Source organism: Kitasatospora sp. NPDC127067, from assembly GCF_042724755.1.
Classification (GTDB): Bacteria; Actinomycetota; Actinomycetes; order Streptomycetales; family Streptomycetaceae; genus Kitasatospora; species Kitasatospora lactacystinica.
In genome coordinates, this window is record NZ_JBHXEM010000030.1 from 57,448 (window position 1) to 77,389 (window position 19,942).

The window sequence follows — 19,942 nt, forward strand, 5'->3', positions numbered from 1 at the left end:
CTTCACGAACGGTGCCTCGACGACGATCAAGCCGGGCCCCCGAATTCCTTCCGGATGAGGTCGAGGACCTCATCGGCGCTGGCGTCGTCCAGCGCGTCGTCCGATTGCGTCTCGCCCGTGCCCGCCAGGCGGGCCAGCAGGCCCTGGAGCCGGGCGGCGACGTCCGCCCGTTCCCGCTCGTCGGCGTCGAGCCGCAGCAGCCTGGCCTCCAGCCGGTCCAGGTCCGCCACCAGGTCGACCGTCCGGTCGGCCTCCTCCGGCAGCAGCAGGCTGCCGAGGTGGGCGCCGAGCGCGGTGGGCGTCGGGTGGTCGAACACCAGCGTGGCCGGCAGGTTGAGACCGGTCTCGTGGTGCAGCAGGTTGCGGAACTCCACCGCGATCAGCGAGTCGAACCCGATCGAGCGGAACGCCTGGTCCGGTGCGACGGCCTCGGCGCTGTCGCGGCCGAGGACCGCGGCGGCGCGGGCGCGGACCAGGTCGAGCAGCATCCGCTGCCGCTGCGGGGCGGGCAGCGCCGCCAGTTCCCGGCGCAGCCCGGCGGAGCCGTCGAGGACGACCGCCTCGGCCACCGACGGGACCAGCGCCGCGAACTCCGCCAGGTCGCGCATCAGCGGGTTCGGCCGCGTCCCGGCGAACCGGGGCGCGAAGGTGGGCCAGTCGATGTCCGCGACCACCAGGTTCGGCCGGTCCCCGCCGATCGCCCGGGCCAGGGCCCGGACCGCCGAACGCGGGTCCATCGCCGGGACCCCGCTGCGGCGCAGCCGGTCCGTCACCACCTGACCGGTGGCCATGCCGTCCTGCGCCCACGGGCCCCAGGCCACCGACACGCCGGGCAGGCCCCGGTCGTGCCGGTGCTCCATCCAGGCGTCCAGGAAGGCGTTCGCCGCGGCGTAGTTGCCCTGTCCGGCGCTGCCGACGGTGCCGGCCAACGAGGAGAACGCCACGAAGAAGTCCAGGTCACCGGTGAGTTCGTCCAGGTGCACCAGGCCGGACGCCTTCGCCGCCAGGACGGTCGCGAACCGCTCCGGGGTGAGGGCGTCGAGCGTGCCGTCGTCCAGGACCCCGGCCGCGTGCACCACGCCGATCAGCGGGGCGTCGGACGGGACCTGCGCCAGGACCGCCGCCAGCGCCTCGCGGTCGGCGGCGTCGCAGGCCGCGACGGTCGCCTCGGCGCCCAGTTCGGCGAGTTCGGCGACGAGTTCGGCGGCGCCGGGCGCCTCCGGGCCGCGGCGGCCGGTCAGCAGCAACCGGGTGACGCCGGACTCGGCGAGCCAGCGGGCGACCACCGCGCCCAGCGCGCCGGTTCCGCCGGTGACCAGCACCGTGCCGGGGCCGGACGGCGCCCACGAGGGCTCCGCCGTACCGTCGGTGGCGTCGACCCGGACGAGGCGCCGAACGAGGGCCTCGCCCGCGCCGCGCACCGCGACCTGGTCCTCGCCCGGTGTGCCGCCCAGCACGCCGGCCAGGGTCCGGCCGGCCGCCGCGTCCACGGTCTCCGGCAGGTCGACCAGGCCGCCCCAGCGCTGCGGGTGCTCCAGCGCGGCGACCCTGCCGAGGCCCCACACCTGCGCCTGCGCCGGGTCGGCGAGCAGGTCGCCGGGGCCGGTCCGGACGGCGCCGCGGGTGAGCGTCCAGAGCGGCGTCTTCAGGTTGGCGTCGCCGAGCGCCTGCACCGTCACCAGGGTGGCGGCCACGGCCGGCGACACGGCGCGGTCGGCGTCCGGGCCGTCGTGGGCGGCGGCCAGCAGCACCGCGCCGGCCACGTCGGGCACGCCCTCGACCGCGGCCAGGAGGCGGGCCGCGAGAGCGGCCCGGTCGAGGTCCGCCGGGTCCAGCCCGAGGTCGACGGTGCGCGCCCCGGCGGAGCGGATCGCCGTGCGCACGCCCTCGGCCAGGTCCCGGTCGGTCCCGTCGAGGACCAGCACCAGCCAGCTCCCGTCCAGTTCGGGCTCGGCGACCGGCGCCGGGACCGGCTTCCAGGTGACCTCGTAGCGCCAGCTGTCGAGCATCGAGTCCCGGCGGCGCAGTCGGCGCCAGGAGGAGAGCGCGGGCAGGATCTCGCCGAGCACCTCGGACCGCTCGCCGAGGCGCAGCGTGCCCGCCAGTTCGGCCAGGTCCTCGCGCTCGACGGCCTCCCAGAACCGGGACTCCACGGCGTCCCCGGACGGCAGCGGCGCGGGCGCCGGGGTCGGCCAGAACCGCTCGTGGTGGAAGGCGTACGTCGGCAGGTCGACCCGCCGGCCGCGCGGCAGGACCGCCGGCCAGTCCACCTCGGCGCCGGCCGTCCAGAGCCGGGCCAGCGCGTGCAGCGCCGTCCCGGCCTCGTTCCGGTCGCGCCGCATCACGGGGGCGAACACGGCCTCGGAGACGGACTGCTGGGCCAGCGCGCAGAGCACGCCGTCCGGGCCGAGCTCCACGAAGCGGGTGACGCCCTCGCGGTGCAGGGCCTCGACGCCGTCGGCGAAGCGGACGGCCTCACGGACCTGGCGCAGCCAGTAGTCCGGCGTGGACAGCAGGCCGGGCTCGGCGAGTTCGCCGGTCAGGTTGGAGACGACCGGGATGCGCGGCTCGGCGAAGGTCAACCCACCGAGCACGGCGGCGAATTCGGCGAGCATCGGCTCCATCAGCGCCGAGTGGAAGGCGTGCGAGACCGTCAACCGGCTGGTCTTGCGACCCTCGGCCTTCCAGCGGGCCGCGAACTCCTCCACCACCTCGGTCGGACCGGAAACCACCAGCGCGGTCGGGCCGTTGACGGCCGCGACGTCCAGGCGGGAGCCGATCGCGTCGCGGACCTCGGCCTCGGTGGCCTGCACCGCCAGCATCGCCCCGCCGCTCGGCAGCGCCTGCATCAGCCGGCCCCGCGCGGCCACCAGGGCGCACGCGTCGGCGAGCGAGAACACGCCCGCCGCATGGGCGGCCGCGATCTCACCGATCGAGTGGCCGAGCAGGAACTCCGGTGCCACACCCCAGGATTCGAGCAGCCGGTACGAGGCGACCTCGACCGCGAACAGCCCGGCCTGCGCCCACACCGTCCGGTCCAGATCCTCCGCCCCGTCGAACACCACGTCCTTCACCGGCCGGTCCAGCAGCAGGTCGAATTCCGCGCAGACCGCGTCGAAGGCCGCCGCGAACACCGGCTGCGCGTCGTACAACTCCCGGCCCATGCCTGCGCGCTGGGCGCCCTGGCCGGTGAACAGGAAGGCCAGGCGGCCCTCCCGCACGGTGCCGGTGACCACGTCCGCCGAGAAGGCCGCCGAGGCGAGGGCCCCGGCGCCGGAGCGCAGCGCGTCCCGGTCGGCGCCGAGCACGACGGCGCGGTGCGCCAGCCCGGCCCGTCCGGTCGCCAGCGACCAGGCCGCGTCCACCGGGTCGTGGCCGGGTTCGGCGTCCAGGTGCGCGGTGAGCCTCTGTGCCTGGGCCCGCAGCGATTCGGCGCTCTGCCCGGAGAGCAGCCACGGCAGACCGCCCGCCGGCACGGCGGCCGGGGGCTCCACCGCTTCCGCCGACTCCACCGGGTCCGCCGGGTCCGCCGGGGCGGACTCCAGGATGATGTGGGCGTTGGTGCCGCTGATGCCGAAGGAGGAGACACCGGCCCGGCGCGGCCGGTCCAGCTCGGGCCACGGGCGGGACTCGGTGAGCAGTTCCACCGCGCCCGCCGACCAGTCGACCTGGGGCGACGGCTCTCCGACGTGCAGGGTGGCCGGCAGCACGCCGTGCCGCAGCGCCTGCACCATCTTGATCACACCCGCCACACCGGCCGCGGCCTGGGTGTGGCCGATGTTGGACTTGATCGAGCCGAGCCAGAGCGGTTCGCCCGCCCGCTCCCGGCCGTAGGTGGCCAGCAGCGCCTGGGCCTCGATCGGGTCGCCCAGCTTGGTGCCGGTGCCGTGCGCCTCGACGGCGTCCACGTCCGCGGCCGACAGCCCGGCGTTGGCGAGCGCCTGGCGGATCACCCGCTGCTGGGCGGGGCCGTTCGGCGCCGTCAGACCGTTGGACGCACCGTCCTGGTTGACCGCGCTGCCCCGCACCACCGCCAGCACCCGGTGCCCGTTGCGGCGCGCGTCCGAGAGCCGCTCGACCAGCAGCACGCCGACGCCCTCGCCCCAGCCCGTACCGTCCGCGTCCGCCGCGAAGGCCTTGCAGCGGCCGTCGGCGGCCAGGCCGCCCTGGCGGTCGAACTCGCTGAACACGCCCGGCGTGGACATCACGGTGACACCGCCGGCCAGCGCCAGTTCGCACTCGCCCCGGCGCAGCGCCTGCGCCGCGAGGTGCAGGGCGACCAGCGAGGCGGAGCAGGCCGTGTCCACGGTCAGCGCCGGTCCTTCGAGGCCGAAGGCGTACGCCACCCGGCCGGAGAGCACCGCCGCCGCGTTGCCGGTGGCGACGTGCCCCTCGACCTTGTCCTCGGCGGCGGCGAGCAGCGTCGGGTAGTCCTGGCCGTTGGTGCCCGCGAAGACGCCCACGGACCGGCCCCGCGCGGACCGCGGGTCCATTCCGGCGGACTCGAAGGTCTCCCAGACCGTCTCCAGCAGCAGGCGCTGCTGGGGGTCCATCGCCAGCGCCTCGCGCGGCGAGATGCCGAACAGCGTGGCGTCGAACTCCGCGACGCCGTCGAGGAAGCCGCCGACGGCCGCGTACGAGCCCGACCGGTCGGCGAGGTCCCACCCGCGGTCGACGGGGAAGCCGGTCATCGCGTCCCCGTTGCCGGAGAGCAGCGCCCACAGGGCCTCCGGCGTCCGGGCGCCGCCCGGGAACCGGCAGGCCATGCCGACGATCGCGATCGGCTCGTCCTCGGCGGCGACGGTGGCGGTGTCCGGCGCCGGCACCGGGTCGGCCGAGCCGTACAGCTCGGCGAGCAGGAACTCGCCCAGGGCGATCGGCGTCGGGTGGTCGAAGACCAGGGTGGCCGGCAGCCGGAGGCCGGTGCGGGCACCGATCAGGTTGCGGAAGGCCACCGCGGTCAGCGAGTCGAAGCCGATGTCGCGGAAGGCCCGGCCCGGTTCGACGCTCGCGCTCGACGCGTGCCCCAGCACCGCGGCCGCGCAGCTGCGGATCAGGTCCAGCAGCGCCCGGTCGCGCTGGGCGGGGGGCAGCTCCGCGAGCCCCTGCGCCCCGGTCGCTTCCGCCCCGGCGTCGTCGGCCCGGTCGGCCCGGTCGGTCCGGGCCGCTTCGGGCAGCTCGGCCAGCAGCGGGCTGGTCCTGGCCCCGGCGAAGGCGGGCAGCATCCGCGCCCAGTCGACGTCGGCGATCGCCACGAGGTCCTCGCCGTGGTCGACGGCCCTGGCCATCGCCTCCATCGCCAGTCGTGCGTCCATCGGCGTCAGTCCGGCGCGCCGGACCCGGTCGGCCACCACGTCCTCGGTGGCCATGCCCTGCTCCGCCCAGGCGCCCCAGGCGATCGAGAGTCCGGCGAGGCCGCGGTCGCGGCGTCGCTGGATCCACGCGTCCAGGAAGGCGTTCGCCGCCGCGTAGTTGCCCTGCCCGGCACTGCCCAGAGTGCCCGCCAGCGAGGAGAACACCACGAACAGGTCCAACTCCAGCCCGGCGGTCAGCTCGTCCAGGTGCAGCAGCCCGCCGACCTTGCCCGCGAAGACCGTCGCGAAACGCTCCGCCGACTGCGCGTCCAGCATCCCGTCGTCCACCACACCCGCGGTGTGCACCACACCGGTCAACGGCAGCTCGGCGGGGATCCCCGCCAGCAACGACACCACCGCGTCACGGTCCGCCACATCACAAGCAGCGACCGTCACCCGGGCACCCAGTCCCGTCAGCTCGGCCACCAGCTCACCCGCGCCCGGCGTCTCGACACCACGACGACCGGTCAGCACCAGATGCGGCACACCACGCCCGGCCAACCAACGGGCCACCGACGCACCCAACGCCCCCAGCCCACCCGTGACCAGCACCGTCCCGGACGGCGTCCACCCGTCGACCCGGCCGACGGGCTGGGGCGCGTGCACGAACCTGCGACCGTAGACGCCCGAAGAGCGCACCGCCACCTGATCCTCGGCACCGCCCAGCACCGCCGCCAGCCGACGACCGACCCGCTCGTCCACCATCGACGGCAGATCGACCAACCCGCCCCACACATCCGGCAGCTCCAGAGCCGCCACCCGACCAAGACCCCACACCTGCGCCTGCCACGGACTCACCAACCGGTCCGCCCGACCCACCGACACCGCACCGGACGTCACCGACCACAGCTTGGCGCGCACGCCGGAGTCGGCGAGGGCGTGCAGCAGGGTCAGCGTCGCTGCCACCCCGGCCGGGAGCAGCGAGCCCCCGGCGTGCGGCTCGGCGTGCGGCTCGGCGTGCGGATCGGCGTCGGCAGCGAGGAGCGAGACCACTCCCGCCAGTCCGCCAACGGCATTCAACTCGCGGATCCGGTCGGCCAGTTCCTCCCGACCGGCGCCGTCGACGGCCAGCGGAACGACCTCCGCACCGGCGGCCAGCAGCGCGCTCTCCACGCCCTCCACCGACGCACCCGCACCCGCACCCGTCACCAGCAGCCAACGGCCCGACAACCGCCCCTCCGCCGAACCGGCCAACGGCTTCCACGTCACCCGGTACCGCCAGGAGTCCACCACCGAATCCACCCGGCGCCGCTGCCGCCACGAGGACAGCACCGGCAGGACGGAGCCCAGTTCCTCGGGCGCCCGGTCGATGTCCAGGGCCGCGGCGAGTTCGCCGAGGTCCTGGCGCTCCACGGCCTGCCAGAAGCGCGCCTCGTCCGGGTCGGCCACGACGGCCGTACCGGGCGCGGCCTTCGGCCAGTAGCGCTCGCGCTGGAAGGCGTAGGTCGGCAGCGGGGCCGGACGGCCAGCGGGCAGCAGCCCGGACCAGTCGATCTCCGCCCCGGCCGTCCACAGCGTGGCGAGCGCCCGCAGTGCCGTGTCGGCGTCGTCCCGGTCCTTGCGCAGCAGCGGCGCGCACACCGCGTCGGGGAGCATCCGGCCGGCCAGCGCGGTCAGCACGCCGTCCGGGCCGAGCTCCACGAAGCGGGTGACGCCCCGACCGTGCAGCGCCTCGACGCCGTCGGCGAAACGGACGGCCTCACGGACCTGCCGCACCCAGTAGGACGGGGTGGACAGCAGCCCGGGCCCGGCGAGTTCGCCGGTCAGGTCGGAGACGATCGGCAGCTGCGGCTCCGAGTAGGTCAACTCCGCCAGCACGGCGGCGAATTCTTCGAGCATCGGCTCCATCAGGGCCGAGTGGAAGGCGTGCGAGACCGTCAGCCGGCTGGTCTTGCGACCCTCGGCCTTCCAGCGGGCCGCGAACTCCTCGACGGCCTCCGTCGGACCGGAAACCACCAGCGAGGTCGGGCCGTTGACGGCGGCGACGTCCAGGCGGTCGCCGATCGCTTCGCGGACCTCGGCCTCGGTGGCCTGCACCGCCAGCATCGCCCCGCCGCTCGGCAACGCGTCCATCAGCCGGCCGCGCGCCGCCACCAGGGCGCACGCGTCGGCGAGCGAGAACACGCCCGCCGCATGGGCGGCCGCGATCTCACCGATCGAGTGCCCCAGCAGGAAGTCGGCCGTCACGCCCCAGGACTCCAGCAGCCGGAACGACGCGACCTCGACCGCGAACAGCCCGGCCTGCGCCCACACCGTCCGGTCCAGATCCTCGACGCCCTCGAACACCACGTCCCTGACCGGCCGGTCCAGCAGCAGGTCGAACTCCGCGCAGACCGCGTCGAAGGCCGCCGCGAACACCGGGAACCGCGCGTACAGCCCGGCCCCCATCCCGGCCCGCTGCGCGCCCTGACCGGTGAACAGGAAGGCCGTACCCCCCTGCGCCGTACCTCCCTGCGCCGTGACGCCCGAGACCACCTGGGCCGAGGGCTCGCCCGCCGCCAGCGCGGCGACACCGGAGCGCAGCTCGTCCCGGTCGCCGCCGAACACCACCGCGCGGTGGTCCAGCGCGGCCCGGGACAGCAGCCCCGCGGCCACCTCCGCCGGAGCGAACTCCGGTTCGGCCGCGAGGAATCCGGCCAGTCGCCCGGCCTGCGCCGCCAGTGCGGAGGCGGTCCGCCCCGACACCGGCCACGGCAGCACACCCTCGACGGCCACCGGCTCCTCGGTCGCCACCGCGGGCGCGGCCTCCAGGATGACGTGGGCGTTGGTGCCGCTGATGCCGAAGGAGGAGACGCCCGCGCGGCGCGGCCGGTCCAGCTCGGGCCAGGGGCGGGACTCGGTGAGCAGTTCCACCGCGCCCGCCGACCAGTCGACCTCGGAGGTCCGCTGCTCCGCGTGCAGGGTGGCCGGCAGCACCCCGTGCCGCAGCGCCTGCACCATCTTGATCACACCCGCCACACCGGCCGCGGCCTGGGTGTGGCCGATGTTGGACTTGATCGCGCCGAGCCAGAGCGGCTCACCGGCCCGCTCCTGGCCGTACGTGGCCAGCAGCGCCTGGGCCTCGATCGGGTCGCCGAGCCGGGTACCGGTGCCGTGCGCCTCGACCACGTCCACGTCGGCGGCCGACAGCCCGGCACTCGCCAGCGCCTGCCGGATCACCCGCTCCTGCGAGGGACCGTTCGGGGCGGTGAGGCCGTTGGACGCGCCGTCCTGGTTGACCGCGCTGCCGCGCACCACCGCGAGCACCTCGTGCCCGTTGCGGCGCGCGTCCGACAGCCGCTCCAGCACCAGCACGCCGACGCCCTCCGACCAGCCGGTGCCGTCCGCCTCGGCCGAGAAGGCCTTGCAGCGGCCGTCCGAGGCCAGGCCGCCCTGCCGGGCGAACTCGGCGAAGGCGGTGTTGGTGGACATCACGGTGACACCGCCGGCCAGCGCCAGTTCGCACTCGCCCCGGCGCAGCGCCTGCGCCGCGAGGTGCAGGGCGACCAGCGAGGCGGAGCAGGCCGTGTCCACGGTCAGCGCCGGCCCTTCGAGGCCGAAGGCGTACGCCACCCGGCCGGAGAGCACCGACGCGGCGTTGCCGGTCAGCACATGCCCCTCGACCTCCTCGTCGGAGGCGGCGAGCAGGGTGCCGTAGTCCTGGCCGTTGGTGCCGACGAAGACGCCGACGGGGGCGCCGTGGACGGACAGCGGGTCGGTACCCGCCGATTCGAAGGCCTCCCAGGACGCCTCCAGCAGCAGCCGCTGCTGGGGGTCCATCGCCAGCGCCTCGCGCGGCGAGATGCCGAACAGGCTCGCGTCGAAGTCGGTGGCGTGCCGGAGGAAGCCGCCCTCGGGCGCGTACGTCCCGGCGTCGCGGTCGAGGTCCCAGCCGCGGTCGGTCGGGAACGGGCCGACGCCGTCCGCGCCGTCGGTCAGCAGCTGCCACAGTTCGGCGGGCGTGCCGACGTCGCCGGGGAAGCGGCAGCTCATGCCGACGATCACGATCGGCTCGTCGGTCCCGGCCGGTGCGGGCGCCATCGCCTCGGTCAGCACGGCCCGGTCACCGAGCATCAGGCCGAGCAGGTGATCGGCGAGCCGGGTGGGCGTCGGGTGGTCGAACACGAGCGTCGTCGGCAGCCGCAGCGCGGTCTCGGCGCTGAGCCGGTTGCGCAGTTCGACGGCGGTCAGCGAGTCGAAGCCCAGCTCCCGGAAGGCCCGGGCGGGCGCCACCGCGTCGACCGAGGCGTGGCCGAGCACGGACGCGGCCTGGGCCCGGACGAGGTCGAGCAGCAGCTGACGGCGCCGGCCGGCCGGCGCCGAGGCCAGCTCGGAGCCCATCGGCACGGGGGCCTCCGCCCCGGCGGGCGCGGGCCGCGCCGCGGCTTCCGGCAGGTCCGCGAGCAGGGTGCTCGGGCGGGAGCCGGTGAAGCCGCCGAGGAACTGCGGCCAGTCGATGTCGGCGACGCTGACCTCGGTCTCGTCGTGGTCGACGGCCCTGGCCAGGGCCTGGATCGCGAGTTCCGGGTCCATCGGCAGCACGCCGCCGCGCCGCAGCCGCTCGACGACCACCTCGCCGGTGGCGAGGCCGTCCTGCGCCCAGGCGCCCCAGGCGATCGAGAGTCCGGCGAGACCGCGGTCGCGGCGCCGCTGGATCCACGCGTCCAGGAAGGCGTTCGCCGCCGCGTAGTTTCCCTGCCCGGCACTGCCCAGAGTGCCCGCCAGCGAGGAGAACACCACGAACAGGTCCAACTCCAGCCCGGCGGTCAGCTCGTCCAGGTGCAGCAGCCCCCCGACCTTGCCCGCGAAGACCGTCGCGAAACGCTCCGCCGACTGCGCGTCCAGCATCCCGTCGTCCACCACACCCGCGGTGTGCACCACACCGCTCAGCGGCAGCTCGGCGGGGATCCCCGCCAGCAACGACACCACCGCGTCACGGTCCGCCACATCACAGGCAGCGACCGTCACCCGGGCACCCAGTCCCGTCAGCTCGGCCACCAGCTCACCCGCGCCCGGCGTCTCGACACCACGACGACCGGTCAGCACCAGATGCGGCACACCGCGCCCGGCCAGCCAACGGGCCACCGACGCACCCAGCGCCCCCAGCCCACCGGTCACCAGCACCGTCCCGGACGGCGTCCACGCACCGGCCCGGCCGGCGGGCTGGACGGCCCGGACGAACCTGCGGCCGTAGACGCCCGAGGAGCGCACCGCCACCTGGTCCTCACCACCGCCCAGCACCGCCGCCAGCCGACGACCGACCCGCTCGTCCACCACCGACGGCAGATCGACCAACCCGCCCCACACATCCGGCAGCTCCAGAGCCGCCACCCGACCAAGACCCCACACCTGCGCCTGCCACGGACTCACCAACCGGTCCGCCCGGCCCACCGACACCGCACCGGACGTCAGGGACCACACCTTGGCGCGCACTCCCGCGTCACCGAGCGCCCGCAACAGCGCCAGTGTGGCCGGCGCACCGGTCGACACCGGGGTGCCCTCGTCCTGCGGCTCCTCGACGGCGAGCAGCGAGACCACTCCCGCGAACTCGCCCCCGGCGTCCAACTCGCGGATCCGAGCGGCCAGTTCCTCCCGACCGGCGCCGTCGACGGCCAGCGGAACGACCTCCGCACCGACGGCCAGCAGCGCGCTCTCCACGCCCTCCACCGACGCACCCGCACCCGCACCCGCACCCGTCACCAGCAGCCAACGGCCCGACAGTCGCCCCTCCGCCGAACCGGCCAACGGCTTCCACGTCACCCGGTACCGCCAGAAGTCCACCACCGAATCCACCCGGCGCCGCTGCCGCCACGAGGACAGCACCGGCAGCAGCGAGCGCAGCGCGCCGTCCTCGTCCAGCTCCAGGGACTCCGACAGCTCGGCCAGGTCCCCGCGCTCGACGGCGTCCCAGAACCGGGCCTCGGTCGGGTCGCCCTCGGCCGCCACGGCGGCCGCCTCCAGCCAGTAGTGCTCGCGCTGGAAGGCATAGGTCGGCAGCTCGATCCGGCGACCGGCGGGCAGCAGCGCGGTGAAGTCGACGGGCGCACCCGCGGTCCACGCCTCCGCCAGCGCCAGCAGCACCTGCTCGGGGCCGCCCTGGCCTCGCCGCAGCGTGCCCAGCACGGCCGCCTCGGCCTCGACCGCGTCGGCGGTCTCCTGCACGCCGACCGTCAGCACCGGGTGGGGGCTGCACTCCACGAACACCGCCCGGCCACCGGCCAGCAGCGCCCGCGTCGCCTCCTCGAAGCGCACCGGGGAGCGCAGGTTGTCGAACCAGTACCCGGCGTCCATCCGCGCCGTGTCGATCGGGGTGCCGGTCAGGGTGGAGTAGAGCGGCACGGTGGAGGTCACCGGGGCGACCTCGGCCAGGTCGTCCAGGATGCGTCCGCGCAGCCGGTCGACCTGGGCGGAGTGCGAGGCGTAGTCCACCGGGATCCGGCGGGCCCGTACGTCCCGCTCCTCGCAGAGCGCCATCAGCGCGTCCAGCGCGTCCGGCTCGCCCGAAACCACCGTCGACGACGGACCGTTGTACGCGGCCACCGAGATCCGGCCGTCGAAGCCGGCGATCAGCTCCTCGGCAGTCTCCTGGCCGACCGCCAGCGACACCATGCCGCCGTCACCGGCGAGTTCGATCAGCGCCCGGCTGCGCAGCGCGACCACCCGGGCACCGTCCTCGACGGACAGCGCACCCGCGACCACCGCGGCGGCGATCTCGCCCTGCGAGTGACCGATCACGGCCGACGGCTCCACCCCGTGCGCCCGCCACACCTCGGCCAGCGACACCATCACGGCCCACAGCACCGGCTGGACCACGTCCACCCGGTCCAGCTCCGCACCCGAGCGCAGCACCTCGGTCAGCGACCAGTCCGTGAACGGCGCCAACGCCGCCTCACACTCGGCCAGCCGGGAAGCGAACACCGTTGAGGCCTCGGCGAGTTCCCACGCCATACCGACCCACTGCGAACCCTGACCCGGGAACACGAACACCACATCACCCGGAACCACCCGGCCCCGGACCACACCCTCGCCGCCGAGCACCGCGAGACCGTCCAGCAGCGCCTCCCGCTCCGCGCCCAGCACCACCGCACGGTGCTCCAGACCCGCCCGCGACAGCAACGCGGACGCCACATCCGCCACCGACGACTCCGGACGCCCCAGCGCGAACTCCCGCAGCCGCTCCGCCTGCGCACCCAGCGCCGCCGGCGTCCGGCCCGACAGCAGCCACGGCACCGGGCCCGCGCCCGGAACAGCGGGCTCCGCCGGACGCGGCTCGGACACGGATTCGAGGATCACATGGGCGTTGGTGCCGCTGATCCCGAAGGAGGAGATGCCCGCGCGACGCGGCTGCTCCGCCTCGGGCCACGGCCGGGCCTCGGTGAGCAGCTCCACCGCGCCGGCCGACCAGTCGACGTGCGGGGACGGCGCGTCCACGTGCAGGGTGGCCGGCAGAACGCCGTGCCGCATCGCGAGCACCATCTTGATCACACCCGCCACGCCGGCCGCGGCCTGGGTGTGCCCGATGTTGGACTTGATCGAGCCCAGCCACAGCGGCCGGTCCGCGAACCGGTCCTGACCGTACGTCGCCAGCAGCGCCTGGGCCTCGATCGGGTCGCCCAGCTTGGTGCCCGTGCCGTGCGCCTCGACGGCGTCGACCTCGGCGGCCGACAGTCCGGCGTTGGCCAGCGCCTGCCGGATCACCCGCTCCTGCGACGGGCCGTTCGGCGCCGTCAGACCGTTCGACGCACCGTCCTGGTTGACGGCGGTGCCCCGCACCACCGCCAGCACCCGGTGCCCGTTGCGCCGGGCGTCGGAGAGCCGCTCCAGCACCAGCAGGCCCACGCCCTCCGACCAGCCGCTGCCGTCGGCGGCGGCCGAGAAGGCCTTGCAGCGCCCGTCGGCGGCCAGCCCGCCCTGGCGGCTGAACTCGGTGAACACCGAGGGCGTGGCGAGCACGGTGACACCGCCGGCCAGCGCCAGGTCGCAGTCACCGGAGCGCAGCGCCTGGGCCGCCTGGTGCATGGCGACCAGGGAGGAGGAGCACGCGGTGTCCACGGTGACCGCCGGGCCCTCCAGACCGAAGGTGTAGGAGACCCGGCCGGAGGCGACGCTGCCCGCGTTGCCGGTGCCGAGGAAGCCCTGGACCTCGTCCGGGACGGCTCCGCCGCCGGTCGCGTAGTCGTGGTACATGAGTCCGGCGTAGACACCGGTCCGGCTGCCGCGCAGCGCGGTCGGGTCCAGGCCGGCGCTCTCGAAGGCCTCCCAGGAGGCCTCCAGCAGCAGGCGCTGCTGCGGGTCCATCGCCAGCGCCTCGCGCGGGGAGATCCCGAACAGGCCGGCGTCGAACCGGGCGGCGTCGTGCAGGAAGCCGCCCTCGAAGACGGTCGCGGCGCCCGCGCTCTCGCCGGCGTACACGGCGCCGACGTCCCAGCCGCGGTCGGTCGGGAAGGCGGTGATGCCGTCCCCGCCGGAGGCCAGGAGGTCCCACAGCCGGTCCGGGTCGGTGACGCCGCCGGGGTAGCGGCAGCTCATGCCGACGATCGCGATCGGCTCGTCCGGGGCGGCGGTCGTGGCGGAGGGCCCGGTGGCGGCCGGGGCGGCCGGTCGCCGGCCGAGCAGCTCGGCGCGGACGAACTCGGCCAGCACGGCCGGGGTCGGGTGGTCGAACACCAGGGTGGCGGGCAGCCGCAGTCCGGTGGCCTCCTGGAGCCGGTTGCGCAGCCGGACCGCGAGCAGCGAGTCGAAGCCGAGGTCCTTGAAGGCCCGGCCGGGCTCGACGGCGGCCGCGCTCGCGTGGCCGAGGACGGCGGCGACCTCGGTGGCGAGCAGTTCCCCGACCGTCCGGGTCTGCTCGGCCTCGGTGAGCCCGGTCAGCCGGTGCGCGAGCGAGCCGGTGGCGGTCTCGGCGGCGGCGGCGCGCCGCGGGGCCGGGCGGACCAGTGCGCGCAGCAGCGGCGGCACCTCGCCGTCCGGGCCGACGGCCGAGCGCAGCCGGATCGGCAGCAGGTGCGGGCGGGCGGAGCCGACGGCCGCGTCGAACAGGGCGAGGCCGTCGGCGTCGCCGAGCGACTCCGCGGTGCGGGAGGCCCGGGCGACCTGCTCGGTGGAGAGGTGGCCGGTCATCCCGCTGGCGCCGGCCCACAGGCCCCAGCCGAGCGAGACCGCCGCGAGGCCCGCGGCGGCGCGGCGGGCGGCCAGCGCGTCCAGGGCCGCGTTCGCCGCCGCGTAGGCCGCCTGGCCCTCCGGGCCGAAGGTGCCGGCGGCGGAGGAGAACAGGACGAACAGGGCGAGCTCGCGGTCGGCGGTCAGCTCGTGCAGGTTGAGCGCCGCGTCCACCTTGGGCCGCAGCACCCCGGCCAGCCGGGCGTCGTCGTACGAGCCGACGGTGCCGTCGTCGATCACGCCGGCCGCGTGGACGATGCCCGTGACCGGGTGTTCGGCCAGCACGGCGGCGAGCGCGTCGCGGTCGGCGGCGTCGCAGGCGACGACCGTCGCGTCGGCGCCCAGTGCCCGCAGCTCGTCGACCAGTTCGGCCGCGCCGGGGGCGTCGGCGCCCCGCCGGCCGAGCAGCACCAGTCGGCGCACCCCGTGCCGGGCGGCCAGGTGCCGGGCGACCAGGCCGCCCAGTGTTCCGGTGCCGCCGGTGATCAGCACCGACTCGGGCAGCGCGGGCGTGTCCGCGGCCGGGGTGCGGACCAGGCGCGGGAGCAGCACAACGCCGTCGCGCAGCGCGGTGCGGGGCTCGGTGTCCACGGCGGACGGCCAGGGGCCCCCGTCCCCGGCCGGGTCGCGGTCGACCAGGACGAAGCTGCCGGGGTGCTCGGCCTGGGCCGAGGCGACCAGGCCGTGCACGGCGGCGGCCGCGAGGTCGGCGTCCGTGCCGACGGCGCCGCGGGTCAGCAGCACCAGCCGGGAGGTGCCGAGCCGCTCCTCGGCGAGCCAGTCGCGCAGCAGGCCGAGGACGGCGGAGGTGGTGGCCAGCACGGCCCGCGCGTCGCCGCCGGACGGGACCGGCAGGACGACGACGGCCGGGGTGGGCGCGCCCGCGTCGAGGGCGGCGGTCAGCGCGGCGAGGTCCGGGTGGCGGACGGCCCGCGGCAGTCCGGCGTCGTCGGCGCCGAGCACCGCCCAGCCGGTGGTGTCGGGGGTCGCGGTCGGGTCGGCCGCGGGCACCCAGTCCAGGGCGAACAGGGCGTCGTGGACGCCGCGCGCGGCGCTGCCGTCCAGGGCCTCGGGGGTGACCTCCCGGGCGGCCAGCGCGTCGACGGCGAACACGGGTGCGCCGGTGGGGTCGGCGGCCCGCACGGTGGTTCCGCCGGGGCCGCGGGTCAGGGCGACCCGCAGCGTGGTGGCGCCGACGGCCTGGAGCGAGACGCCGGTCCAGGCGAAGGGCAGCCTGGTTCCGGCCTCGGCGTCGAGGGCGGCGGCGTGCAGGGCGGCGTCCAGCAGTGCGGGGTGCACGCCGTAGCCGTCGGCCTGGACGTCCTGGGGCAGGGCGACCTCGGCGTAGACGGTGCTGCCGTCGCGCCAGGCGGCGCGCAGGCCCTGGAAGGCGGGGCCGTAGCCGTAGCCGGCCTCGGTGAGCGCCTGGTAGAAGCCGGCCAGGTCGACGGGCCGGGCGCCGTGGGGCGGCCACTGGGCGTGGTCGAAGCCGGCGGCGGGCGCGTGCGCACCGAGCAGACCGGTGGCGTGGCAGGTCCACGGCGCGTCCTCGCCGGACCGGGAGGAGACCTCCACGGTGCGGTCGCCCGCGCCGTCCGCCGGGCCGACGGCGACCTGGACGGCCACCGCGTCGGCCGCGGTCAGCACCAGCGGGGCCTGGAGCACCAGTTCCCGCAGCAGGGCGCTGCCGGCCTGTTCGCCGGCCCGCAGGGCCATCTCCACGAAGGCCGCGCCGGGCACCAGGGTGCGGCCGAGCACGGTGTGGTCGGCCAGCCACGGGTGGCCGGTCGTGGACAGCCGTCCGGTCAGGACGACGCCGTCGTGGGCGAGCGGGACGGCGGCCCGCAGCAGCGGGTGGCCGGCCGTCACCTGGCCGACGGCGGCGGCGTCGTGCGCCGCGAGGGGCTTGGGCCAGTAGTGCTCGCGCTGGAAGGCGTAACCGGGCAGGGCGACGCGGCGGGCGGGCGGCAGTACTCCGGTGGCGTCCACCGGCACGCCGGCCGTCCAGAGTTCGGCGAGGACGGTCAGGAAGCGCTCGGCGCCGCCGTCGTCGCGCCGGAGGGTGCCGACCGCGGTGAGCGCGGTGCCGGCGTCCTCGGCGGTCTCCTGGAGGGCGACCGAGACCACGGGGTGGGGGCTGCACTCGACGAACACCGAGCGGCCGTCGGCGAGCAGGGCGCGGGTGGCCTGCTCGAACAGGACGGTGGAGCGCAGGTTGTCGTACCAGTACCCGGCGTCCATCCGCGTGGTGTCAATGGGCTCACCGGTCAGCGTCGAGTAGAGCGGGACCCGGGAGGTGGTCGGGCTGATCCCGGCCAGCTCCGCCAGGACCCGTTCACGCACCCGCTCCACCTGGGCGGAGTGCGAGGCGTAGTCCACCGGGATCCGGCGGGCCCGCACCCCGCTCTCCTCGCAGAGCGCCAGCAGCGCGTCCAGCGCGCCGGGCTCGCCCGACACCACCGTCGAGGACGGCCCGTTGAACGCGGCCACCGAGATCCGGCCGTCGAAGCCGGCGATCAGCCCCTCGGTGGTCTCCTGGCCGACCGCCAGCGACACCATGCCGCCGTCACCGGCCAGTTCGATCAGCGCCCGGCTGCGCAGCGCGACCACCCGGGCACCGTCCTCGACGGACAGCGCACCCGCCACCACCGCGGCGGCGATCTCGCCCTGCGAGTGACCGATCACGGCCGAGGGCTCCACACCGTGCGCCCGCCAGACCTCGGCCAGCGACACCATCACGGCCCACAGCACCGGCTGGACCACGTCCACCCGGTCCAGCTCGGCGGCCTCCCGCAGCACCTCGGTCAGCGACCAGTCCGTGAACGGCGCCAGCGCCGCCTCGCACTCGGCCAGCCTGGCCGCGAACACCGGTGACCAGTCGGCGAGTTCCCGTGCCATGCCGACCCACTGCGAGCCCTGGCCCGGGAAGACGAAGGCCACCGAACGGCCGTCGCGCTCCTCGGCGACGCCGGTGACCACCCCGGCCCGGGCCGTGCCGTCGGCGAGTGCCGCCAGCCCGTCCAGCAGGTCGGTCCGGTCGGCGCCGAGCAGCACCGCGCGGTGCTCCAGGTCGGCCCGGGACAGCAGTGCCCGGCCGATCTCCGCCGGGGTGAGCTCGCCGTGTCCGGCCGCGAACTCGCGCAGCCTCGCGGCCTGCGCCGCCAGTCCGGCCCGGGTGCGGGCCGACAGGAACCACGGGAGGACTCCGGAGCCGGTCTCCGGGGCCGCGGCGGTCTCGGTGACGACCGGGGCGGCCTCCAGGATGACGTGGGCGTTGGTGCCGCTCATGCCGAAGGAGGACACGCCGGCGCGGCGCGGCCGGTCCACGGCCGGCCAGGGGCGCGCCTCGGCCAGCAGTTCCACGGCGCCCGCCGCCCAGTCCACGTGACCGCTCGGCGCGGCGACGTGCAGGGTGGCCGGGAGCGTCCCGTGCCGCATCGCCTGCACCATCTTGATCACCCCGGCGACGCCGGCGGCGGCCTGGGTGTGGCCGATGTTGGACTTGATCGAGCCGAGCCAGAGCGGCTCGCCGTCGCGGTCCCGGCCGTAGGTCGCCAGCAGCGCCTGGGCCTCGATCGGGTCGCCGAGCCGGGTGCCGGTGCCGTGCGCCTCCACCGCGTCCACGTCCGAGACGGTCAGGCCCGCGTTGGCCAGCGCCTGGCGGATCACCCGCTCCTGCGAGGGCCCGTTGGGGGCGGTGAGGCCGTTGGAGGCGCCGTCCTGGTTGAGCGCGCTGCCGCGCACCACGGCGAGCACCTGGTGCCCGTTGCGGCGCGCGTCGGACAGCCGCTCCAGCACCAGCATGCCCACGCCCTCGGACCAGCCGGTGCCGTCCGCCTCGGCGGAGAACGGCTTGCAGCGGCCGTCCGCGGCGACGCCGCCCTGCCGGCTGAACTCGGCGAAGATCTCCGGTCCGGCCAGCACCGTGACACCGCCGGCCAGGGCCAGTTCGCACTCCCCGCCGCGCAGCGCCTGGGCCGCGAGGTGCAGGGCCACCAGCGAGGAGGAGCAGGCGGTGTCCACCGTGAGAGCGGGGCCCTCCAGGCCGAAGGTGTACGACACCCGGCCGGAGATCACGCTGTTCGAGGTGCCGGCGAGGACGTGCCCCTCGGCGGTGGTGGAGAGGTCGGTGCCGATCCCGTAGTACGACGTGCCGGCGCCGAGGAAGACGCCCACCTGCTCGCCGCGCACCGCGGTCGGGTCGATGCCGGCGGCCTCGAAGGCCTCCCAGGCGGCCTCCAGCGAGAGCCGCTGCTGCGGGTCCATCGCCAGTGCCTCGCGCGGGGAGATCCCGAACAGGGTGGCGTCGAAGCCGGTGGCGTCGGCGAGGAAGCCGCCGCGCAGCGCGTACGGCGCGTCCGCGACCTCGGCCTCCCAGCCGCGGTCGGCGGGGAAGTCGGTCATGCCGTCGCCGCCCTCGGCGAGCAGCCGCCACAGCCGCTCCGGGCTGTCGGCGCCGCCGGGCAGGCGGCAGCTCATCCCGACGATCACGACCGGGTCCTGGTCGGTGGCCGTCGCGGCGGCCCGGACGGGCGCGGGCAGGTCACGGCCGCCGAGCAGTTCGCCGAGCAGGTACTCGGCGAGCGCGGCCGGGCTCGGGTGGTCGAAGACCAGGGTGGCGGGCAGCCGCAGGCCGGTGGCGGCCTGCATCCGGTTGCGCAGTTCCACCGAGGTCAGCGAGTCGAAGCCGGCCTCCTTGAAGGCGCGGCCGGCCGCGACGGCGTCCGGGGAGGCGTGGCCGAGCACCAGGGCGGTCTGCTCCCGGACCAGGTCGACCAGCAGCGGGAGCCGGCCGTCCGGCCGCACCCCGGCGAGCCGCTGGGTGAGGCTCGCGGCGGTCGGGGCGTCGCTGGCCCGGCGCAGCGCGGCGCCGGCCAGCGAGCGCAGCACCGGCGGCGGTCCCGCCGGGTCGTTGCGCAGCGCGGTCACGTCGAGGTTGGAGGTGACCAGGTGCGCGCGGGGCACGGTGCGGGCGACGTCGAACAGGGCCATGCCCTGCGCGGTGGTCAGCGGGGCGCCGACCCTGGCCGCCCGGGCCAGGTCGGCGCCGGTGAGGTGGCCGGTGATGCCGCTGGACTCGGCCCACAGGCCCCAGGCCAGCGAGACTCCGGCCAGGCCGCGGGCCCGCCGCTGGGCGGCGAGGGCGTCCAGGAAGCCGTTCGCGGCGGCGTAGTTGCCCTGCCCGGGCGGGCCGAGCACCGCGGCGACGGAGGAGAACAGCACGAACATCGCGAGGTCGCGGTCGGCGGTCAGCTCGTGCAGGTGGAGCGCGGCGTCCGCCTTGGGGCGCAGGACGGTGGCGAGCTGTTCGGCGGTGAGGGCGGTGACCACGCCGTCGTCGACCACGCCGGCGGTGTGGATCACGCCGGTGAGCGGGTGCTCGGCGGGGATCGCGGCGAGCACCGCGGCCAGCGCCTCGCGGTCGGCGGCGTCGCAGGCCGCGAGGGTCG

At 76.1% G+C, this 19,942-nt stretch carries 1 protein-coding gene; it reads right to left on the bottom strand.

The genetic code is table 11. The features are described 5' to 3' along the window. Window positions 1-26: 26 nt before the first annotated feature. The coding region (locus tag ACFWJ4_RS15630) for a type I polyketide synthase (protein WP_380543891.1) at window positions 27-19,942 on the bottom strand (19,916 nt) is incomplete at its 5' end.